15 protein-coding genes are annotated in these 16,552 nt (G+C 61.5%); 3 read left to right on the plus strand and 12 right to left on the minus strand.

Going from position 1 to position 16,552, the window contains the following annotated elements; translation table 11 throughout:
- Positions 1–106: 106 nt before the first annotated feature.
- Positions 107–1,588 carry an NAD(P)/FAD-dependent oxidoreductase gene (locus GEMMAAP_RS15605; RefSeq protein WP_043579404.1) on the plus strand — a complete coding sequence of 494 codons (1,482 nt, stop codon included), beginning with the start codon at positions 107–109 and terminating at the stop codon, positions 1,586–1,588.
- Here GEMMAAP_RS15605 and GEMMAAP_RS15610 read toward each other — a convergent pair.
- Positions 1,550–3,175, minus strand: a complete 1,626-nt coding sequence (locus GEMMAAP_RS15610) for a hypothetical protein (protein WP_238588150.1) — start codon at positions 3,173–3,175, stop codon at positions 1,550–1,552. The genes GEMMAAP_RS15605 and GEMMAAP_RS15610 overlap by 39 nt on opposite strands.
- Here GEMMAAP_RS15610 and GEMMAAP_RS15615 point away from each other — a divergent pair.
- Together GEMMAAP_RS15615 and GEMMAAP_RS15620 are read left to right on the plus strand one after the other, a co-directional pair.
- Positions 3,163–4,137, plus strand: coding sequence for an ABC transporter ATP-binding protein (locus tag GEMMAAP_RS15615; protein WP_053333800.1), 975 nt, complete (start codon positions 3,163–3,165; stop codon positions 4,135–4,137). The two genes, GEMMAAP_RS15610 and GEMMAAP_RS15615, sit on opposite strands and share 13 nt — an antisense overlap.
- Positions 4,130–5,419, plus strand: a complete 1,290-nt coding sequence (locus GEMMAAP_RS15620; RefSeq protein ID WP_082821393.1) for an ABC transporter permease — start codon at positions 4,130–4,132, stop codon at positions 5,417–5,419. The genes GEMMAAP_RS15615 and GEMMAAP_RS15620 overlap by 8 nt, the downstream gene beginning before the upstream one ends.
- Before the next feature lie 19 nt (positions 5,420–5,438).
- Here the strand turns inward: GEMMAAP_RS15620 and GEMMAAP_RS15625 are convergent, their stop codons facing one another.
- The 11 genes from GEMMAAP_RS15625 to GEMMAAP_RS15675 form a co-directional block, all read right to left on the minus strand.
- On the minus strand, positions 5,439–6,860 hold the full coding sequence (locus tag GEMMAAP_RS15625) for a hypothetical protein (RefSeq protein WP_026848457.1): 1,422 nt from the start codon (positions 6,858–6,860) through the stop codon (positions 5,439–5,441).
- Between the two features lie 104 nt (positions 6,861–6,964).
- Positions 6,965–8,245, minus strand: coding sequence for a pilus assembly protein TadG-related protein (locus GEMMAAP_RS15630; protein ID WP_075071546.1), 1,281 nt, complete (start codon positions 8,243–8,245; stop codon positions 6,965–6,967).
- 11 nt (positions 8,246–8,256) lie between these two features.
- Positions 8,257–9,189, minus strand: coding sequence for a type II secretion system F family protein (locus tag GEMMAAP_RS15635; RefSeq protein ID WP_053333652.1), 933 nt, complete (start codon positions 9,187–9,189; stop codon positions 8,257–8,259).
- Between the two features lie 5 nt (positions 9,190–9,194).
- Complete coding sequence (locus GEMMAAP_RS15640; RefSeq protein ID WP_026848456.1) at positions 9,195–10,157, minus strand: type II secretion system F family protein; 963 nt, start codon at positions 10,155–10,157, stop codon at positions 9,195–9,197.
- Entirely contained in the window at positions 10,154–11,650 is a 1,497-nt protein-coding gene (locus tag GEMMAAP_RS15645; protein WP_075071547.1) for a TadA family conjugal transfer-associated ATPase, read from the minus strand. The genes GEMMAAP_RS15640 and GEMMAAP_RS15645 overlap by 4 nt, the downstream gene beginning before the upstream one ends.
- A 2-nt stretch (positions 11,651–11,652) precedes the next feature.
- Complete coding sequence (locus GEMMAAP_RS15650; protein ID WP_026848455.1) at positions 11,653–12,864, minus strand: CpaE/TadZ family protein; 1,212 nt, start codon at positions 12,862–12,864, stop codon at positions 11,653–11,655.
- A 32-nt stretch (positions 12,865–12,896) separates the two neighbouring features.
- The gene (locus tag GEMMAAP_RS15655) at positions 12,897–14,066 is read right to left on the minus strand and encodes a type II and III secretion system protein family protein (protein WP_053333651.1); all 1,170 of its coding nucleotides are present in this window, start codon (positions 14,064–14,066) and stop codon (positions 12,897–12,899) included.
- A gap of 59 nt (positions 14,067–14,125) precedes the next feature.
- A complete protein-coding gene (gene cpaB / locus GEMMAAP_RS15660; protein ID WP_053333650.1) occupies positions 14,126–15,088 on the minus strand; it encodes a Flp pilus assembly protein CpaB in 963 nt (320 codons plus the stop codon).
- A gap of 51 nt (positions 15,089–15,139) precedes the next feature.
- Positions 15,140–15,583, minus strand: coding sequence for a TadE family protein (locus GEMMAAP_RS15665; RefSeq protein ID WP_053333649.1), 444 nt, complete (start codon positions 15,581–15,583; stop codon positions 15,140–15,142).
- On the minus strand, positions 15,580–16,119 hold the full coding sequence (locus GEMMAAP_RS15670) for an A24 family peptidase (protein ID WP_053333648.1): 540 nt from the start codon (positions 16,117–16,119) through the stop codon (positions 15,580–15,582). Before GEMMAAP_RS15670 ends, GEMMAAP_RS15665 begins: the two co-directional genes overlap by 4 nt.
- A 51-nt stretch (positions 16,120–16,170) precedes the next feature.
- On the minus strand, positions 16,171–16,539 hold the full coding sequence (locus GEMMAAP_RS15675; RefSeq protein ID WP_026848454.1) for a hypothetical protein: 369 nt from the start codon (positions 16,537–16,539) through the stop codon (positions 16,171–16,173).
- Between the last annotated feature and the right edge of the window lie 13 nt (positions 16,540–16,552).

Below are 16,552 nucleotides of genomic sequence, written 5' to 3' on the forward strand. Positions count from 1 at the left end.
TGTCACCACCGACTGACGTGGGCGTCCTATGGGAAAGGCGGTACATTGTTCCTAGAATAGCTGCCGAGACGGTACCGCGCAGCACGTGTTTGTCCTGTCCTCAAAGATGCCACCCACCACTCTGGTAATTGGAGCTGGTCCTGCCGGCCTCACGGCCGCATACCACCTCAGTCAATGCGGGTTTCCCGTGCTCGTTCTGGAAAGCGACCCCACGTACGTTGGGGGCATTTCCCGTACGGTAGAATTCAAGGGATTCCACTTCGATATTGGTGGCCATCGATTCTTCTCCAAGTCGGAGCGGATTGAGGCGCTCTGGAGGGAAATCCTCCCCAATGACTTTCTCGAGCGCCCTCGTTCGAGCCGCATTTACTACAACGGTCGATTCTTCGCGTATCCGCTCAAGCCCCTGCAGGCGCTTTGGGATCTCGGAATACTGGAGTCGCTACGGTGCGTCGCGTCGTACATCCAGATTCGACTGAATCCGATCAAAAACCCGCGAAACTTTGAAGAGTGGGTAACCAATCAGTTTGGGGCTCGGCTGTACAACATTTTCTTCAAGACCTATACCGAAAAGGTATGGGGTATGAAGTGCACCGACATCTCTGCCGATTGGGCAGCGCAACGCATCAAGGGCGTCTCGCTGGTTTCGGCCGTGCTCAGCGCCCTGCTCCCGGCAAAGAAAACAGGTGGCGATACCATCAAGAGTTTGATCAGCACATTTCGCTACCCGCGATTGGGTCCGGGCATGCTGTGGGATGCGTGTGCCGAAGCCATTCGGACAAAGGGTGGGGTCATACGGATGGGGCGCACCGCGACGGGGTTGTCGTTCGATAAAACGACTAGCCAATGGTTGGTCACTCATAGCGGCCCCGACGGATCTCGGGAGGTTTCGACAGCCGATCACGTGATCTGCTCAGCCCCGCTTCGTGAAATCGTCAATGCACTGACCCCGCCGGTTTCTGAAGGCGTGAATCACGCCGCAAACAGCCTTGGCTATCGGGACTTCATCACGGTGGCCGTGGTGCTCAAGGATCGTCAGCGCTTTTCAGACAACTGGATCTACGTGCACGAACCCAGCGTGAAGGTGGGGCGCATTCAGAATTTCAAGTCGTGGTCACCGGAAATGATTCCTGATCCGGCACTGACCTGCTACGGACTGGAATATTTCTGTTTCGAAGGAGACGGCCTTTGGACGAGCGATGACACCACATTGGTGGAGCGCGCCATTGCCGAACTGGAACAGCTGGGACTGGCGCAACGAGTCGACGTCATTGAAGGTGTTGTTGTACGGCAGAAGAAGGCATACCCGGTGTACGATGACGCGTATGCACAGCATGTAGAGGTAATTCGCGATGCGTTGCAGACCGAATACCCGAACCTGCATTTGGTCGGGCGCAATGGGATGCACAAATACAACAATCAGGACCACGCCATGATGACGGCACTGCTGACGGCAGAGAACATTGTGGCAGGCATGTCCCTACACGACCCGTGGCGCGTCAACGAAGATGCCGAGTATCACGAAGAAACATCCGGCAACGTGGGCGCATCAGGGCTTCGAAGCGTCCCCTCCAGAATTACCGACTAACAGGCACTCGTTGTGTTTGCGAGCGAGTGATCTCCGGATCCACAGCTCCGCGCCCGACGCCGCGGTATCGGGCGAGAACGCCACCCTCTCCCAACCGCTATCAGCAGCAATGTGGCCGATGGTGGCGTGACCAGGCGGGAGAAGGGCCAATTCACTTGAACGCCATGGTGGCTCCACCAATGATCCATGCCGAAGCTCCTGCCGCACTTCGGCCATGGCAACGGAGTCAGGAAAGATGGAGCGACCGTCTACCGACCACGATACGGTCGGCACTCGCCACGTAAGGTAGCTCCCGTAGTTGAACACCGTGGTTCCACGCACGGGCTGCGAGTTCGCGTCTTTTTGAAAAAGGCACGACAGCACCCCGACCGCCTTGGCGAGTGCCGGCGATTCGGAGTGCGGAAGGATGTCCACCCTTGGCATTTTTTGTCGCATGGTAAGGCCCTGTCCAACGAGGCCCACGATTGAGACCATCCACCCCACCACCACCAGCCGCTTGGTGAGCGTCAGGCTCGGTAGCGGAATGGAGGCAAAGGCCATGGCCACCAACGGCAGTGCAAGTAGCCACCAAATCAAGAGTCCCCGTAAGGCGAGACCATAGAGTCCCAGGCCGGCCATCCACGCCATGCCATACCACCATCTCTCCCGTTGACGCAGGGAAGACATAAATGGCAGCAGGGGAAGCACGAGTAGAATCCCCACCAGAATGCGCGTACCAATTCCCGAGTGCATCAATACAGCAAAGCCGTTTTCAAGCTCGGTGATTGGCGAGGCAAGCCCAACCAGCGGGTTCGGGCTCAGGTACAGGCGAAGAATATCCAGCAGTTTCAGCGCATACGGCGTACAGAGCCAGCCCAAAACTGTTGCGCCCACGTACAGCAGCGCGTTCCTCCATGGCACAGGGTTGGCTGCAAGCAGCACGACACCCGGGACAATGGTCAACAGGAAGAACAGGTGAGCATTGACCGCAAGCAATGCCGCAAACCACACCCGAATCAATCCGCGCCACGGGTTGGAGACGCTGCTATGGTCCCGTAGCCGTATCGCACCGGCCCACGCGAGCGGCAAAGCAATAGCGAGCATGAGCTGTGGGCGGGTTGCCGGCTGAACCAGAAGCCACAGGATCAAATGAATAGACACGACGAGACGGGTGGCCCACAGCGACCAGCAAGCAGTGCGTGCCAAGTCCCACAGCGCCGCCACTGCCCCAGCGACGAACACCGCATGCAGAAGGGATAGGCCCCATGGGCCCCCCTTGGACCACGCCAGCTGATACAACACTTCCGGCAACCACGAATACGCGTAAAACGGCGCACCGTCGCGGGTCCACGCAAAGGGCTCCACGAACGGCACCGTGCCATGCTCCAGTATCCAGGCACCGGTCCGCAAATGCATGGGCAGGTCCGTGTCGTCCAGCGGGAGCAGCGCCGCGCTCACCATGGACACCACCAGGCACAACAACACGTCCCAGCGCCACCAGCCTCCGGGGAGGACGGTACCGCTGTTACCTTCCACCAGGGTGGCCGGTCCGTCGGTCACGGGTCGCTGCACTTCCATCTCTCCGGTTTGCCGTGGTGTCTCCATCATCCGTTGCCATTCGCGTGGAACATGTCCGCAAGGCCTACGCGAACCATATCGCGGTTAAAGACGTCTCGCTTACGGTCCCCGCTGGCACCGTATTCGGTTTGCTCGGCCCCAATGGCGCTGGTAAAACGACGACTATCCGCATGATGCTTAACCTCATGGTGCCCGACCAAGGCACCATTGAGGTGCTTGGGCGCCCCGCCGGGGACCCGCAGGTCAGCGACCGGCTGGGGTATCTCCCCGAAGAGCGTGGACTATATCGCAAGATGCAGGTCCGGCGTGTGTTGCGCTTTCTCGGGCGCCTGAAGGGATTGGACACCAAAGACGCCGATCGCCGCATTGACCACTGGCTGGAGCGTCTGGGGCTGCGGACCGCCCAACAGGACTGGAGTACGGCCAAGGTTGAGGATCTTTCCCGCGGCATGCAGCAGAAGGTGCAGTTCGCCGGCACCATGCTGCACGACCCCGATCTGGTGTTTCTCGACGAGCCGTTCAGCGGGCTGGACCCGGTGAACGCGCAGGTGCTCAAGGACACCGTCCTGGATCTGCGCCGGGAAGGGCGCACGGTCGTGTTCAGCACCCACGTCATGGACGCCGCCGAGCGCATGTGCGACGCCGTGGCCATCATTGCGCGCGGCGAAGTGGTGGCGAACGGTTCCCTCAAGGCGCTCAAGGAAGACTTTGGCGGACATGGGCGGGTCTCCATCACCTTCAGTGGCGACGGACGTGACCGTGCACGGGAAGTGCTGCTCGATCCCTCGCTGGTGGCATCCATTGACGACCATGGGCAGCAAGTCGAACTGGATCTCGCCGCAGGCGCCACATCACAGCAGCTGCTCAAGGCGCTGGTGGCTCACGACGTGGAAATGAAGAAATTCGATCGTACAGAGGCCTCCCTGCATCGCATTTTCCTGGAGCGGGTGGGCGCGACCGGCGTAGAAACGGGGCTCAGTGGCCATGGGTAAGTTGATGGCGGTCATTGGCCGCGAATTCGGGGAACGGGTACGGTCCAAGTGGTTTCTCATCTCCACACTCTTTGGCCCGCTGCTCTTTGCCGCACTGTTCATTGGCCCGCCGTATCTGGCGTTCAAGTCTTCGCGCTCGGTAGATCTGTCGGCACTGGTTATCGTTGACGGGACGGCCCAGCGCATTGGCGATGGCATTGCCACCGAATTGGCGGGTGGTCTCATGGCCACCGACACCCGGCGCGCCAAAGTCGTTCACGTGCTTGGGCCGGAAGCCGGGCGGGTGATTGACTCGTTGCGCCAGGCACTCAGCAGCAACACACTCCCCGCCGTGGCCCTTGTTGATGATCGGACCGTGGCCAACGGGGATGTGCGGCTGTTGTTGGGTGGCAGCGCGCCGCTGGCGACATCGGAGCGCTTTCAGCGCGCTCTGGAGCGCGAACTGCTGCGGCTACGGGTTACCGAGGCGGGACTCGATATTGAGCAAGCCGAGCGCATTGCCAAGGTAAAGGTGTCGGCCACGGTTGAGCGTGTCATGCGCGATGGCCGATCAGGCTCAGCACAGGTCAATCTGATTTTCGGTGCGGGCGTGGCCATTCTGCTGTACGTGGTCATTGTGCTGTACGGCCAGATCGTGTTGCGCTCCGTGACCGAAGAGAAACAGTCGCGTGTTTCGGAACTGGTGCTGGCAAGTGTGTCGCCGCGCATTCTGCTCTCAGGCAAAGTGCTGGGCATAGGTGGCGTCGCGTTGCTGCAACTGGGATTCTGGACAGTGTCGGCCGTAACACTGCTCACCAATCGTGGGCGGGTGTTGGCGGCGCTGGGTGTGGCATCCACCAACATGACCATTCCCGCCGTCTCCTTCACCGACCTCATTCCGCTGTTTGCCTTCTTCCTGCTGGGCTACGTGCTATATGCCGCGCTGTTCGCGGCGGTGGGGAGCATTGTGAGCTCGGAGCAGGAAGCGCAGCAGGCACAGACGCCCGTCATCATGCTGCTCGTAGGCAGTGTGGCGCTGCTGCAGCCGGCGTTGGCCGACCCTGACGGGCCCATTGCCCGCACCATGAGCATGGTGCCGTTTTCGTCACCCATTCTCATGCCGCTGCGACTGGGCATGGCGAGCGTGCCGGTGGAAGAGCTCTCGGTCTCCATCTGCGTGCTGGCGCTCACCGCTATCGCGGCCATGGTGGCGGCTGGACGTCTCTATCGCACGGCTCTGCTGATGTACGGCAAGCGCCCGTCCATCCGCGAAATCATTCGCTGGATCCGACTGGACGCCTGATCCGCGTTCCCGCGCGGCGCTATGCCTTGGGCTGAGGCTTGGCGCCGCTGCACTCCGCCGGCAGCTTGAGATAGCGCAGCAGCGGTTCGCGGGCCAATTGTGGCCGACGCGGGTCGGTACATGGAATCTGACGAACGACCAGCATGGCCTGCTGCGGAGTATTCAAGCCGTACGACACCGCGGCTCTGAGCAGCAGATCCATCCAGCCGGCTTCTTCCAACGCCGCCCGGGTCATGAGGGGCTTGATGCGCTGTTTGGTGCGGAGCGTATCGCGCACCGACAGGTCAATGAAGGCACCCGCCAATTCCCCCCAATCTTCGCGCCCCAGCCGTGTGGCCACCTCTGCGTCCGACCACCCTTCACGACGCTCCCCCAACGTGCTGCGCACCACCGCGCGCCACACGTAGGCGGGGGCGAAGAGCGGGTCGAGCGCAACGGCCCGGTTCAGCACCCGACAGGCCGCGATCGGATCGCCCACCCGACGTTCCAGGTCGGCGCGTACCATGAGCGCGTTCACGCTGCGCTCAGTCACCGGCGAGGAGGCCCGCAGTCCGCGCAGCGCTTCCTCATCGCGTCCCACCGCGCGCAGTGCCTGCGCTCGCAGGGTAATGGCTTCAGATGACGATGGGGCCACCCGCTCGAGTGCGGCAGCGACCGGCAGTGCCAACTGTGGCTTTCCACTGTGCAAATAGAGACGCCCCATCAACGCCAGCGCACGTGGATTGAGCGGGTCGCGCATGAGCACACTGCCAATGGACCACAGCCCCTTTCGAACGAGGGTGCTGCGCTCGGCATCGCGCTGTTCCACCCAGTCCAACTGTCGCACACTCAATTCGGCCATGCGGAAACGCGCGGCCACATACTTGGGGTCGGCCGTGATGGCGGCCTGCAAACTGCTGTCGGCCTGCAACAGGTGCGCGCGGTCAAACGCATGCACCTCCGACAGAGCCCGCATGTACGACAGTAACGCCGTGCGCGACGGCGTGGAGACACGATCCTGCGGCGGGGGCACGTAGGTGGGCTTCCCAAACGCCCGGGTGAGCGTGGCCGTCATGGCCCCTACCAGACTGTCTGTCGCGCTCACCGGCTGGCTGAGCGTGCCGTTGCTCATCTCCTTGCCAGAGCGGGCATCGACGAGGCGCCAGGACACGATGGACCGATCATCCTGGCTGCGCACCGTACCTACCAGAACAAAGCGGACCCCAAGCACTCGCCCCTCGGCAACAGCCGAGGAGGCATCGGTCTGTTCCGGTCCGGCGGCAATCCCGCGCGACCGGACATCCACGTTGAGCGCTTGCTGAATGCGGTCGGCGGTGAGCGTACCCAGAGCGCGAGCGAGGAATGCGTCCTCGGCGTTGGTAGCAAGCCCCGGCGAAAAGCGGATCAGGACCCGTGAGTCGCTACTCGTCGTGTCTGGCTTGAGAGGCGCCGCCGATCGCACGCCGCAAGACGAGGCTGGAGAAGGGTCGAGTCCCTGCGCTCCAGCACTCAAGAAGGGCGTCAGGCCGATAAGGCATGCAAGACGTCGCGCCGGCACCGGTGCCTTCACCGAACGAGGATTAAGCGCTGGCCAAGCGATGGTGCATTTCCAAGAGCCGTACCGGGGCCAAGTGTTTCGCCAAGTTCAACCGGATATCCAACGATTGTTCCGGCCGAGAACTGGTTCGGCATCGCGGGAGTGGCAGCGTATCCCGCATCGACCATGCTCGAATACCAAGCACACCGCTCGGCAGGATCAGCCTCGCCGCTGTTCTTCCCTTGAAACACACACATCACCCGGAACCCACTAAGTGTTTTCACCACCGCAGATCGACCACCGGGAGCTGGATCACGTATCCAGGAAACACTTACCGTCACACCAGGCGAACCAGAGAAATTCGAGCCGACCGGGTAACAATCTGCTCGTTTGGCTGGCCCCCCTCTTCCAGGTCCACCGCCAGGCGTAGCCTGCTCGCAAAGGCTTCTTCCACCGGTAGACCCTCCGGGTCCACCATGTGCGCCATCTGCAGTCTTCTTGGGTACCGCACCGCCGCCCTTACCTGGAAACGATTCCGCCGTATCAATGGCCGCCGATGACGCTGCCGCACATGTGGACCCGTCCGCGATCTGATCACGATAGGCGTTCATGTTGACGTTATCGTCATCGATTGCTTCAAAAGGCGCGGATGGATCGACATCCGTTGCATCTGAAGGACGAAAGACCATCGATATTGACAGCGCTCCGCCGTTTCGCAGGGTATCTAGCAACCTATCGTAAGAGTTTACCGAAACGTTCGTGCTGTCGATGGTCCCGAAAAGTTTGTAATTCAATTCACTAAGCGGAAAACCCCATGGCGCGGGGCACTCTACCCGCGTAATGTTGGCGATCCAGGCGATAGACCTACGGCCTACATTGGCGGTACCCGCCGAAAGCAGGCGCCCGAAGAGCAATCCTCCTGCGCGTGGCGCGGTAACCTGTACCGCGTTGGCGTCATCCCATGCGCCCAGCACTGAGGCATTTGGCGACACCTCTGGATCCCAGAAGATTGGCAGGATGCTGTCGCCCGGCACACGAATGGAATCGCTCAACGCCTGATTGAGCAGCGCGAAGCGTGTGACGCTGTCCGCGGGGCTTACGCCACGGTTTCGCTGCAGCTGCAGCGCTCCACGCAACGCAGCCGCGTCGGCACCGGTCTGCAGCTCATTGTATCCCGTATGCAACCGACTCATGTCGATTGCCACGGCGGCTACGCCAACCAAGACGACCGAGAGAAAAGCGACAAAAACGAGCGTGGCACCCCGACGAGCGCGGCGCCCCTTGGGATGGCGAGTGCGGTTGTTCGTCACTATTCCTCCTGCTAATTCGCGAGATTACCCAGCTCCCGAGCAACCGTAATGGCTGCGGGTCCAACGATCACGGCCAACAGCGCCGGCAACAGGAAAAGTGCCAGCGGAAAGATCATCTTCAAAGCGGCCTCAGCCGCGCGCTTTTCGGCTTTCTGTCGGCGGCGAAGACGCAATGACTCCGCGTTCACCCGCAGGACACGCGCAATCGACGTACCGAGGCGCTCCGTTTGAACCATGCTCGACACCAGCGTGCGCAACTCGTCCACGCCCGTGCGAGCGGCCAACCCCTGCAACGCACGTTCACGCGGCATACCGGCATTGACCCGGCGTACCACCTGGGCAAACTCCAAGGCCAACTCGGGGCGCACATTCGACAGATCGCGCGCCACCCGGATAATTGCGGCATCAAGCGACACACCAGCTTCGACACACACGACCAGCAGGTCGAGCGCATCGGGTACCGCCCGACGAATTCGATCCTGCCGGTTGGTAGCCAACCGATCGAGCACGGCCTGCGGGCCGGCAACACCGGCCACCAGCCCCATGACGACGGCAATGGCCAGCCACGTGGGGTTATCGCGCGGCGCGGCGACAAACGCGAGCACCGGGACCAGAAGGGCCGACACGATACGCAGCGCCGCAAAGATGACAGGCGCTGCACTCCCGTCGAATCCGGCGTGCACCAGCTTGCCGGCATAGGACGTGTCGGCCAGAAACCCTTCTGGCATCCGCTCCCGCAACCAGGCCGCCAAGCGGGAGGACGCGGTGGCGTCCTCATTGAGCAATAACCGCTCTGCCAGCCTTGACGCTTCCAGATCCGGCGAGACGCGCTGGAACGTTTCGCGCCGCTGCCGCTCGGCGATTGCCACGTACAACACCGTTACCACGGCGATGATCAGCGTGACAATCAGCAGAATAAGTGAAATGGGGAGTTCGCTGGTCATACGGCCTACATGTCCACGTCAGCAATACGGCTCATGATAAAATACCCGACAATGACGGAGATCAGGGCATAGAGCATGACCAACTTGCCGATCGGCTCATTGATGAGCGGTTGCATGTACTGCGGATTGATGCTGTATACGGCAAAGAACATGACAAATGGCATACCAGCCAGCACTCTGGCCGACATTTTGGGTTCTGCCGTGAGCGTTTCGAGGTTGGCCTGGAACTTGAGCCGTTCACGGATAAGGTTGCCGATGTTCGTCAACAATTCGACAAGATTACCGCCGGTTTCCCGTTGGATAACCAGCGATGTGACAAACAGGCGCGCCTCTTCGGTGCCGATGCGTTCCTGCATCGCCATGAGCGCGGTCCGTACATCTACGCCAAGGCGCTGTTCATCGTAGAAGCGCAGGAACTCCTGCCGAAGCGGTGCCGGCGATTCACGCCCCACAAACTCCATGGCCGCCTGCAACGAATAGCCCGCCCGCAGGGCGTTCGTCATGAGGTCCAGCGCATCGGGGAAACCCACCTCAAACTTCCGCCGGCGGATTCCCTGTTTCCGCTTGAGCAACAGCCAGGGAATGGATGCGGACACCAACGCGATGACCAGGCCAATGAGTGCTCCCAAAAAGAACTGCGCAATCGTCAGTCCCATCATCCCGGCCAACACCGTGAACAGAATGAACTCGCCCGGCTTTTGCCGGGACCCGGCATGCGTCAGCTCCTTCTCCAGCAGAATCGTAAAGCCGCGTCCCGAGAGGAGCTGATTCAGCGTCGCCAGATCAGAGACCCGCTCGTCCTTGAGAATGGACAGTGGGGTTTCACTGCGCAGGATACCGCCAGAATCGCCAACGCGAATACGCGCCGCGTCCGCGGCCGACAACCGCCGGCGATTGATGAAGACAAACGCCCCCACCACCAGCAGGAGGGCGCCAAGAAAAACGGAAACAAGAACCAGCGCCGTCATACGAGGAGTCCGCTGGCGACCGCCGCACCGGCTGCAGCAAGCCCACCTTCACTGGCTGACCCAAAGGCAAAGATTTCCGGCGGCAAGTGGATGCCACGCGCGATGATCTGTTCCATGAATAACGGCCGAACGCCGGTGGCCTCAAACTCGCCAAGCACGGTACCATCATCGGACACACCTCGACGCCGATACCGGAAAATCTCCTGGGTGGTGATGACCTCACTTTCCATCGTGGAGACTTCGGTAATGCTCGTAATGCGACGGGTGCCGTCCGACATGCGCGACACCTGCACAATGAGGTGCAGGGCGCTCGCCATCTGTTCGCGAATGGCGCGGGTGGGGAGCGCGGTCCCGGCAAAGAGCACCATGGTTTCGAGACGCGCCATGGCATCACGCGGCGAGTTGGCGTGAATCGTGGTGAGCGAACCTTCGTGGCCGGTGTTCATGGCCTGCAGCATGTCGAGGGCCTCACCGGAACGGACTTCACCCATGATGATGCGATCCGGACGCATTCGCAGCGCGTTCTTGACCAGATCACGCGCGCTCACCTCACCGCGTCCCTCGGTGTTTGGTGGGCGCGTTTCCAGACGCACCACGTGGTTCTGCTGTAAGCGCAGTTCCGCCGCGTCTTCGATCGTGACCAGACGTTCAGTTGCCGGAATGAAGCTGGAGAGTGCGTTCAGGACGGTGGTCTTGCCGGCACCTGTGCCGCCCGACACCACAATATTCAGCCGCGAATGTACACACGCAGCCAATAGGCGTAGCATGGGCACTGACAGCGCGCCAAACTCCACCAGCTTGCGTGGTCCAATGGACGCGCCGAAGCGGCGAATGGAGAGAACCGGCCCGTCGATGGCCAGCGGCGGAATAATGGCGTTGACGCGCGAACCGTCAGTAAGGCGTGCGTCCACCATGGGGGACGATTCGTCTACCCGGCGCCCCACCTTGCTGACAATACGATCAATGATCGTGAGCAGGTGCGCGTTGTCGCGGAAGGTAATATTGGTCTTTTCGAGACGTCCCTTCCGTTCGACATACACCGACTTGGGACCATTGACGAGAATGTCCGAGACGGAGCCATCCCGCGTGAGCGGCTCGATGGGTCCCAGTCCCGTGACTTCCCAGACAATCTGTTCAACGACCTCATCACGTTCAGCCGCCGAGAGCGGCGCCTGCTCGATACGCAGAAACTCCAGCACCGCCGTGCGGATCTGCTGCGTCAGTATGCTTTCGTCGCGGATCTTTTCCAGCGCAGCCAGGTCAAGGCGATCAACCAGCTTCTGGTGCAAGTCACGCTTGAGCAGATCGACCGGGGTGAGCTCGGTGCTCCCTGACTCCTTTTTGGGCGCGGCAGGATCGAGACCCTCCAGAGGATCGATCGACGCGGGCTCCGCCCCATCCGGCAGCGACGGAGCGTTGGCTCCATTCCCTGCGGCTTGCTCGGGCGATGCCGGGCGCTTCCCCAGCAAACGGTCACGTAAGGAACGTTCCATCGCTATTTCCTCAACTTGCCAAGCAGACGGCCAAATCCGGCCGTTGTACCGGTCCGCGAGGACTCTGGTTCTTCAATTGACGACGGCACCGTTCCTCGCTGCCCCATAATGCGAATAGCGAGCAGGTTATAGGCGTCGATCAGTGCCTTCATCCCTGGCGCGTTGTCGTTTGCCGCAATGGGAATTCCACGTGTCTGGGCATCGGCAACTCCCTGGAATGCGTTGGGGAGTCGGAAATCCACGCTCCGCCCAAGTGCCTTGGCGACATCAGGCCACGACATGACATCGCCGGCACCAACACGGTTTGCGACCAGCAGAACCTTCTCGGCGGGGAACTCCAGTTGTTCGAACAGGGTGAGCGCGCGCTTTACCTTACGCAGCCCGGCCACCGTGACTTGGAAGACCATAACAATACGGTCTGCGGCATCAAGGGCAGCGATGGTGCGAGGCGATACGGTATGCTCTACGTCCAGTACCGTATAGGAGTAGGAAGCACGCATCAGCGCCAGAATGCGTTGCACGGCCTCGGCCGTGACCTCTTCGCCCAGCTCGAGATCACTGGTGCCAGCCAGCGCGTCCATACCGTCGGCCACGCTCTCCGTAATGCTGTGCAGCGATTCACCGTCGGCGCGATCCAGCTTGCGCACCAGCTCACCGAGATCGTATGTGGGCGCCAGATTCAAATGGGTCGTCACATCGCCCAAGCCAACGACAAGATCAGCCACAGCCACCCGACCGGCTGGTTTTCTGCGGGCCAGTGCGTGCGCCATGTTCACCGCGACGGTGGTTACGCCCGCTCCGCCGGCCGGGCTGTATACCGCCGTGACATGTCCGCCCTTGGGCGCGCGCGCCCACTTGGATTCGAGCCGGGCCAGCGCACCGGCCAGCTCATTGGGGCCTGCGGGCACCACAAGAAATTCGGAGAGCCCACGACGAAATCCCGCGAGAATAAGCTCGCTGTCGGGTGTGGGCGCCGTACCAATGGCCGCGAGGTTGGCACGATCCCGCAACATGCCCTGCAGTTCGTCGAGCACATGATTGCTGGTGGTAGCCAACGACAGGACTACGAGATCGGCACCGACCTCGGAGACCAACGCCACCAATGCCTCAGGACTCTCCACTTCGACCGGCTTGTTGAAGCCGGCCCCGGTGAACACCGGGATGAGTGGATTGAGCGGACCTAGCGCATCACGAACGACGATTGCACGACGCATCAGCGGAACCGGAAAGACTGGAGAGACGACACTTACTCGGGGGGCAGGCGCTTCTTGATCGCATCCGCAGCAGGCATGGTGCTGTCGGGCTTGAAGCGCAGCGTACGGCCACTGCGGGCAACGTTGGGATCGAACAGTTCCGGCGACACCACGACGAGCAGCTCGGACTCGTTCTTCTGCCACCGGTTGCTGGAGAAGAGCGCTCCAATGATGGGAAGGCTCATGAGCCCTGGAACGCCAGTACGAATGGATTCCCGCTCTTCATTGAAGAGCCCCGAGATGACCAGGCTCTCGCCAGGCCGTACATCGAGCGTGGTTTCCACGCGCCGTGTGCGGATGGCGGGGATACGAAAGCCCGACAAGAGCACGGCATTGGTGAAGTCGAGCGTTGAGACTTCGGGGGTGACTTTCAGCTTGATGAGCGAATCGGACATGACTTCGCCGCGGAACTTGAGCTGTACGCCGTAGGGCCGATACTGAATGACCACAAAGATCTGCCCGCCCTGCCCCGGCTGCACTACGGGAATGGGAAGCTCACCACCAGCGAGGAAGGTCGCTTCCTCACGATTGCCGGCAATGAGCGTGGGTTCGGCGAGTGAGCGCGCCCTTCCGGCCTGCTGCTGGGCGTCGAGGAATGCCGTGATGTCTTGTGTGCCGAAGTTCAGCAAGGCGCCCAAGAAGCGATTCGCGCCGGTTGATGTACTCGCCCCCGGAGCAAGCACACCCGTACCAGCGTCGGTGCTTCCATTCACGGACTTGTAGCTGCCAGACACGCCGAGTTCTAATAGCGCATCTTTGCGCACTTCGGCGAACTTGACGCCAAGGGCAATCTGGCGCTGTTCGGTGGCCTGGTTCACCGATACGCGCAAATGGCGACGACCGAAGGCCGGGCCGGAGAGCAGTACGTCGGTCTCGCCGAGGGCCTTGGCGTTGAGGACCACGCTGCGCTCGTTGAGCACCACGACATCGGCCACACCCGGATTGGCCACCGTGACCTGTGTGACCGCCGAGGTAAAGTCGAGCGGCAACGCGCGACCAACCGATAATGCAATGAGCTCAATGGGCGTAGTTGACGCCGGAGCGCTGGGCGGGGTAGCCTGTGCGCCGACCGCGGCAACTGGAGACAGGGCCCCGAGGCCGGCCATTGCCAGCGCCACGAGTTTACCGCGAGCCGATACGTGAGACGGCGAGAACCACACCATATGCACTCCAGAAAATCGGGAAGGAATTGAGCAGCCGGGGGTCCGGCAGACGCGTTGGGTTACTGTTGCCGGAACAAGCTGGAGTCACGACGCAGTTGCGCCTTGCGCACCGAATCGCGACGAGCGCTGTCGCGAGCCTGTTCGAAGCGCAGCTGTTGCATATCCACGCCGCGATAGACGCGCACGACCACCGAGTCCGTCTTGTCCGGTACCGGCACGGTTACGGGTGCCGGTGCTGGCGCGACTGGCGCTGGCCGTGGTACCGAGGGACGGCGCACCACCGGGGCCGGAGCCGGCGCCGCCTGATAGGTCACGCCGTTGAGCAGATTCTCACGCTTGGCGCCACTGGTCTGCACGGAATCAGGATCGCCGTAGCCACGGAGCACCAACTGAATGCTGCCCTCACGCATGGCGAGAGCGAGCCGCTCCGCCTCTTCCGGAAAGACTTCAAGCGTAGCGGTGGGGGCATTGATGGGCCGGCCGTCTTCGCCACGCGTAACCTGGGCACCAATGGAGAGCACCCGCATATTGCTCATGAAGAGCTTGGAGATCTGCCCGCCACCACCACGCGAATCGCCGGTGGTGAGCATGACGTCCACGCGTGAATTGGGCTGCACCATGCCCGACAGTCCCGCAACGTCGTCAATGCGCAGCGACATGGCGCGCTTGCCGGGGGGAATCTTCACTTCGATGCCGCCGGCGGTCCCTTCCGGCGCCAGCCGACCCGGCACGATCGCCTCACCCTTGAAAATCGGGATGCGCGACACCCGCCCAACGATAGAGTCGGGGACCGTGAAAGATCCGGCGGGGACTGCCGCAATGGGCAGTTCCACCACGGCCAGTGTAGCTGCGGTTAACGCCTCACCTTCGGCGATATCGGCCGACGCAATCACCACACTTTGGGTAGCGATGCGGCTGCTGGCACGCATGCCATCAATCACGCGGTACACGCCAAACGTGGCGAGACCGGCAACCAATAAGGCAACGTACAGAACGAAACGATAGCGGCGATCACCGAACATGAGTGTCTACGTTTGCAAGAGTGTGATTTTCAGCGAATGCTTTAGCAGTGCTCACGGCGCACGCTCCCACCTGAATGTTGCCGACGCGTTCAGCGTAATGGCCCGCGTCAGGAATCTCGGAATGGAGACCCCTGAGCGGCTGACATAAGGCTGATTGACGATGCGGACGGTGATGTCCTGCCCACCCTGGAAGGCGCACGTGATACCTGCATCCGGCACAGAATCGACCCCGGCGGTGACGCGAGACTTAACCACCGCTTTGATAGCCGCGAGATATTCCGTACAGGGGTCGGCCGCTGCGGGTTGAACTGCGGCGAAACGTGCACCTTCCCGAACGGCGCCGACATAGCTGTTACGCGTATTGAAAGCCCAAGCGAGTTCGATGATCCCGATCAGAATGAGGACCAGCACGGGCACAATGATCGCAAACTCCACGATCGGACCGGCGTCGAGTTCCTGTACAAACCGGGATGTCTTGAATCGTCGAAGCATCATCGCCCCCCGAGCAGCTGCTGCCCATTCACGAACCACCATGCGGTGGCTACACCTGTTGCAATGGCCACCGCATATGGAATACGCTCACGGGGCTCGAAAGGTCTCATCTTCATCAGCCATGGAGAGCGTAGCGCCGTACCCACGGTGTGCAGGGCACTGAGCGCGCCATCGGATCGTACCAGCCAGAGCGCACCGAGCACGCCGCCGGCCACACCCGTTGCCAACGTGGCAACGATCGCCCCCTGCCACCCCAGCCACGTCGAGGCAGCCGCAATGAGTTTCACATCGCCGGCGCCCATGAGTCGCAGCGCAAACATGGGGAACCAGATCAGCAAAGCGACGCCAACCCCAGACAACGCGTGCCCCACGCCGGACCAGAGGCCAACCTGGAGTGTCGATACCACAAACCCGATGAGGAGGATGATCAGATTGAGGCCGTTCGTGACGCGACGTTCACGAACATCACTGATGGCCGCAGCACAGAGCAACGCACCCAACACCATGCCTTCTGCGGCGACGCGAACATCAGAGATCATCCGTACTTCCTGTGAGAAAGCCCGTACCGGTCACGCCCTGCGTCAGCGGCGTCAGTCCTTGCCCTTATCCTTGTCCTTATCCGGCTTCTTGTCGTTGCCGTTGTCCTTGCCGTCCTGATTGCCTTGCCCGTTCCCATTGCCTTGTCCACCACCATTGTTGCCGGTCGTGCTGCCTCCGGCGCCACCGCCGTCTGTTGGCGAATCGCCTTGGCCGCCCGCCGACGCATTAGCATTGGCCAACGAGTCAGTCGATCGTCCAAAGGCATTGCCGATGGCCCCACGGAACTGCGTGATGACCAGAACCAACGCCAAGGCGAGTACGCCGAGCAGAACGGCGTACTCAGACAACGACGCCCCTTCGTCGTGTGCGAAGCGGCGTCGAATGTCTGACCAGCGACGGAAACTTCCCGCGCGCGGCATTGGAACAACCAGG

The sequence above is a fragment of the Gemmatimonas phototrophica genome (genome assembly GCF_000695095.2).
Classification (GTDB): Bacteria; Gemmatimonadota; Gemmatimonadetes; order Gemmatimonadales; family Gemmatimonadaceae; genus Gemmatimonas; species Gemmatimonas phototrophica.

Bases quoted from the DNA above. Each gene is read 5' to 3' on its own strand.
- GEMMAAP_RS15645 (WP_075071547.1), bottom strand. From the start codon at position 11,650: ATGGAACGTTCCTTACGTGACCGTTTGCTGGGGAAGCGCCCGGCATCG.
- GEMMAAP_RS15675 (WP_026848454.1), bottom strand. From the start codon at position 16,539: ATGCCGCGCGCGGGAAGTTTCCGTCGCTGGTCAGACATTCGACGCCGC.
- cpaB (WP_053333650.1), bottom strand. From the start codon at position 15,088: ATGTTCGGTGATCGCCGCTATCGTTTCGTTCTGTACGTTGCCTTATTG.
- GEMMAAP_RS15620 (WP_082821393.1), top strand. From the start codon at position 4,130: ATGGGTAAGTTGATGGCGGTCATTGGCCGCGAATTCGGGGAACGGGTA.
- GEMMAAP_RS15635 (WP_053333652.1), bottom strand. From the start codon at position 9,189: ATGACCAGCGAACTCCCCATTTCACTTATTCTGCTGATTGTCACGCTG.
- GEMMAAP_RS15640 (WP_026848456.1), bottom strand. From the start codon at position 10,157: ATGACGGCGCTGGTTCTTGTTTCCGTTTTTCTTGGCGCCCTCCTGCTG.
- GEMMAAP_RS15665 (WP_053333649.1), bottom strand. From the start codon at position 15,583: ATGATGCTTCGACGATTCAAGACATCCCGGTTTGTACAGGAACTCGAC.
- GEMMAAP_RS15610 (WP_238588150.1), bottom strand. From the start codon at position 3,175: ATGATGGAGACACCACGGCAAACCGGAGAGATGGAAGTGCAGCGACCC.
- GEMMAAP_RS15605 (WP_043579404.1), top strand. From the start codon at position 107: ATGCCACCCACCACTCTGGTAATTGGAGCTGGTCCTGCCGGCCTCACG.
- GEMMAAP_RS15650 (WP_026848455.1), bottom strand. From the start codon at position 12,864: ATGCGTCGTGCAATCGTCGTTCGTGATGCGCTAGGTCCGCTCAATCCA.
- GEMMAAP_RS15655 (WP_053333651.1), bottom strand. From the start codon at position 14,066: ATGGTGTGGTTCTCGCCGTCTCACGTATCGGCTCGCGGTAAACTCGTG.
- GEMMAAP_RS15670 (WP_053333648.1), bottom strand. From the start codon at position 16,119: ATGATCTCTGATGTTCGCGTCGCCGCAGAAGGCATGGTGTTGGGTGCG.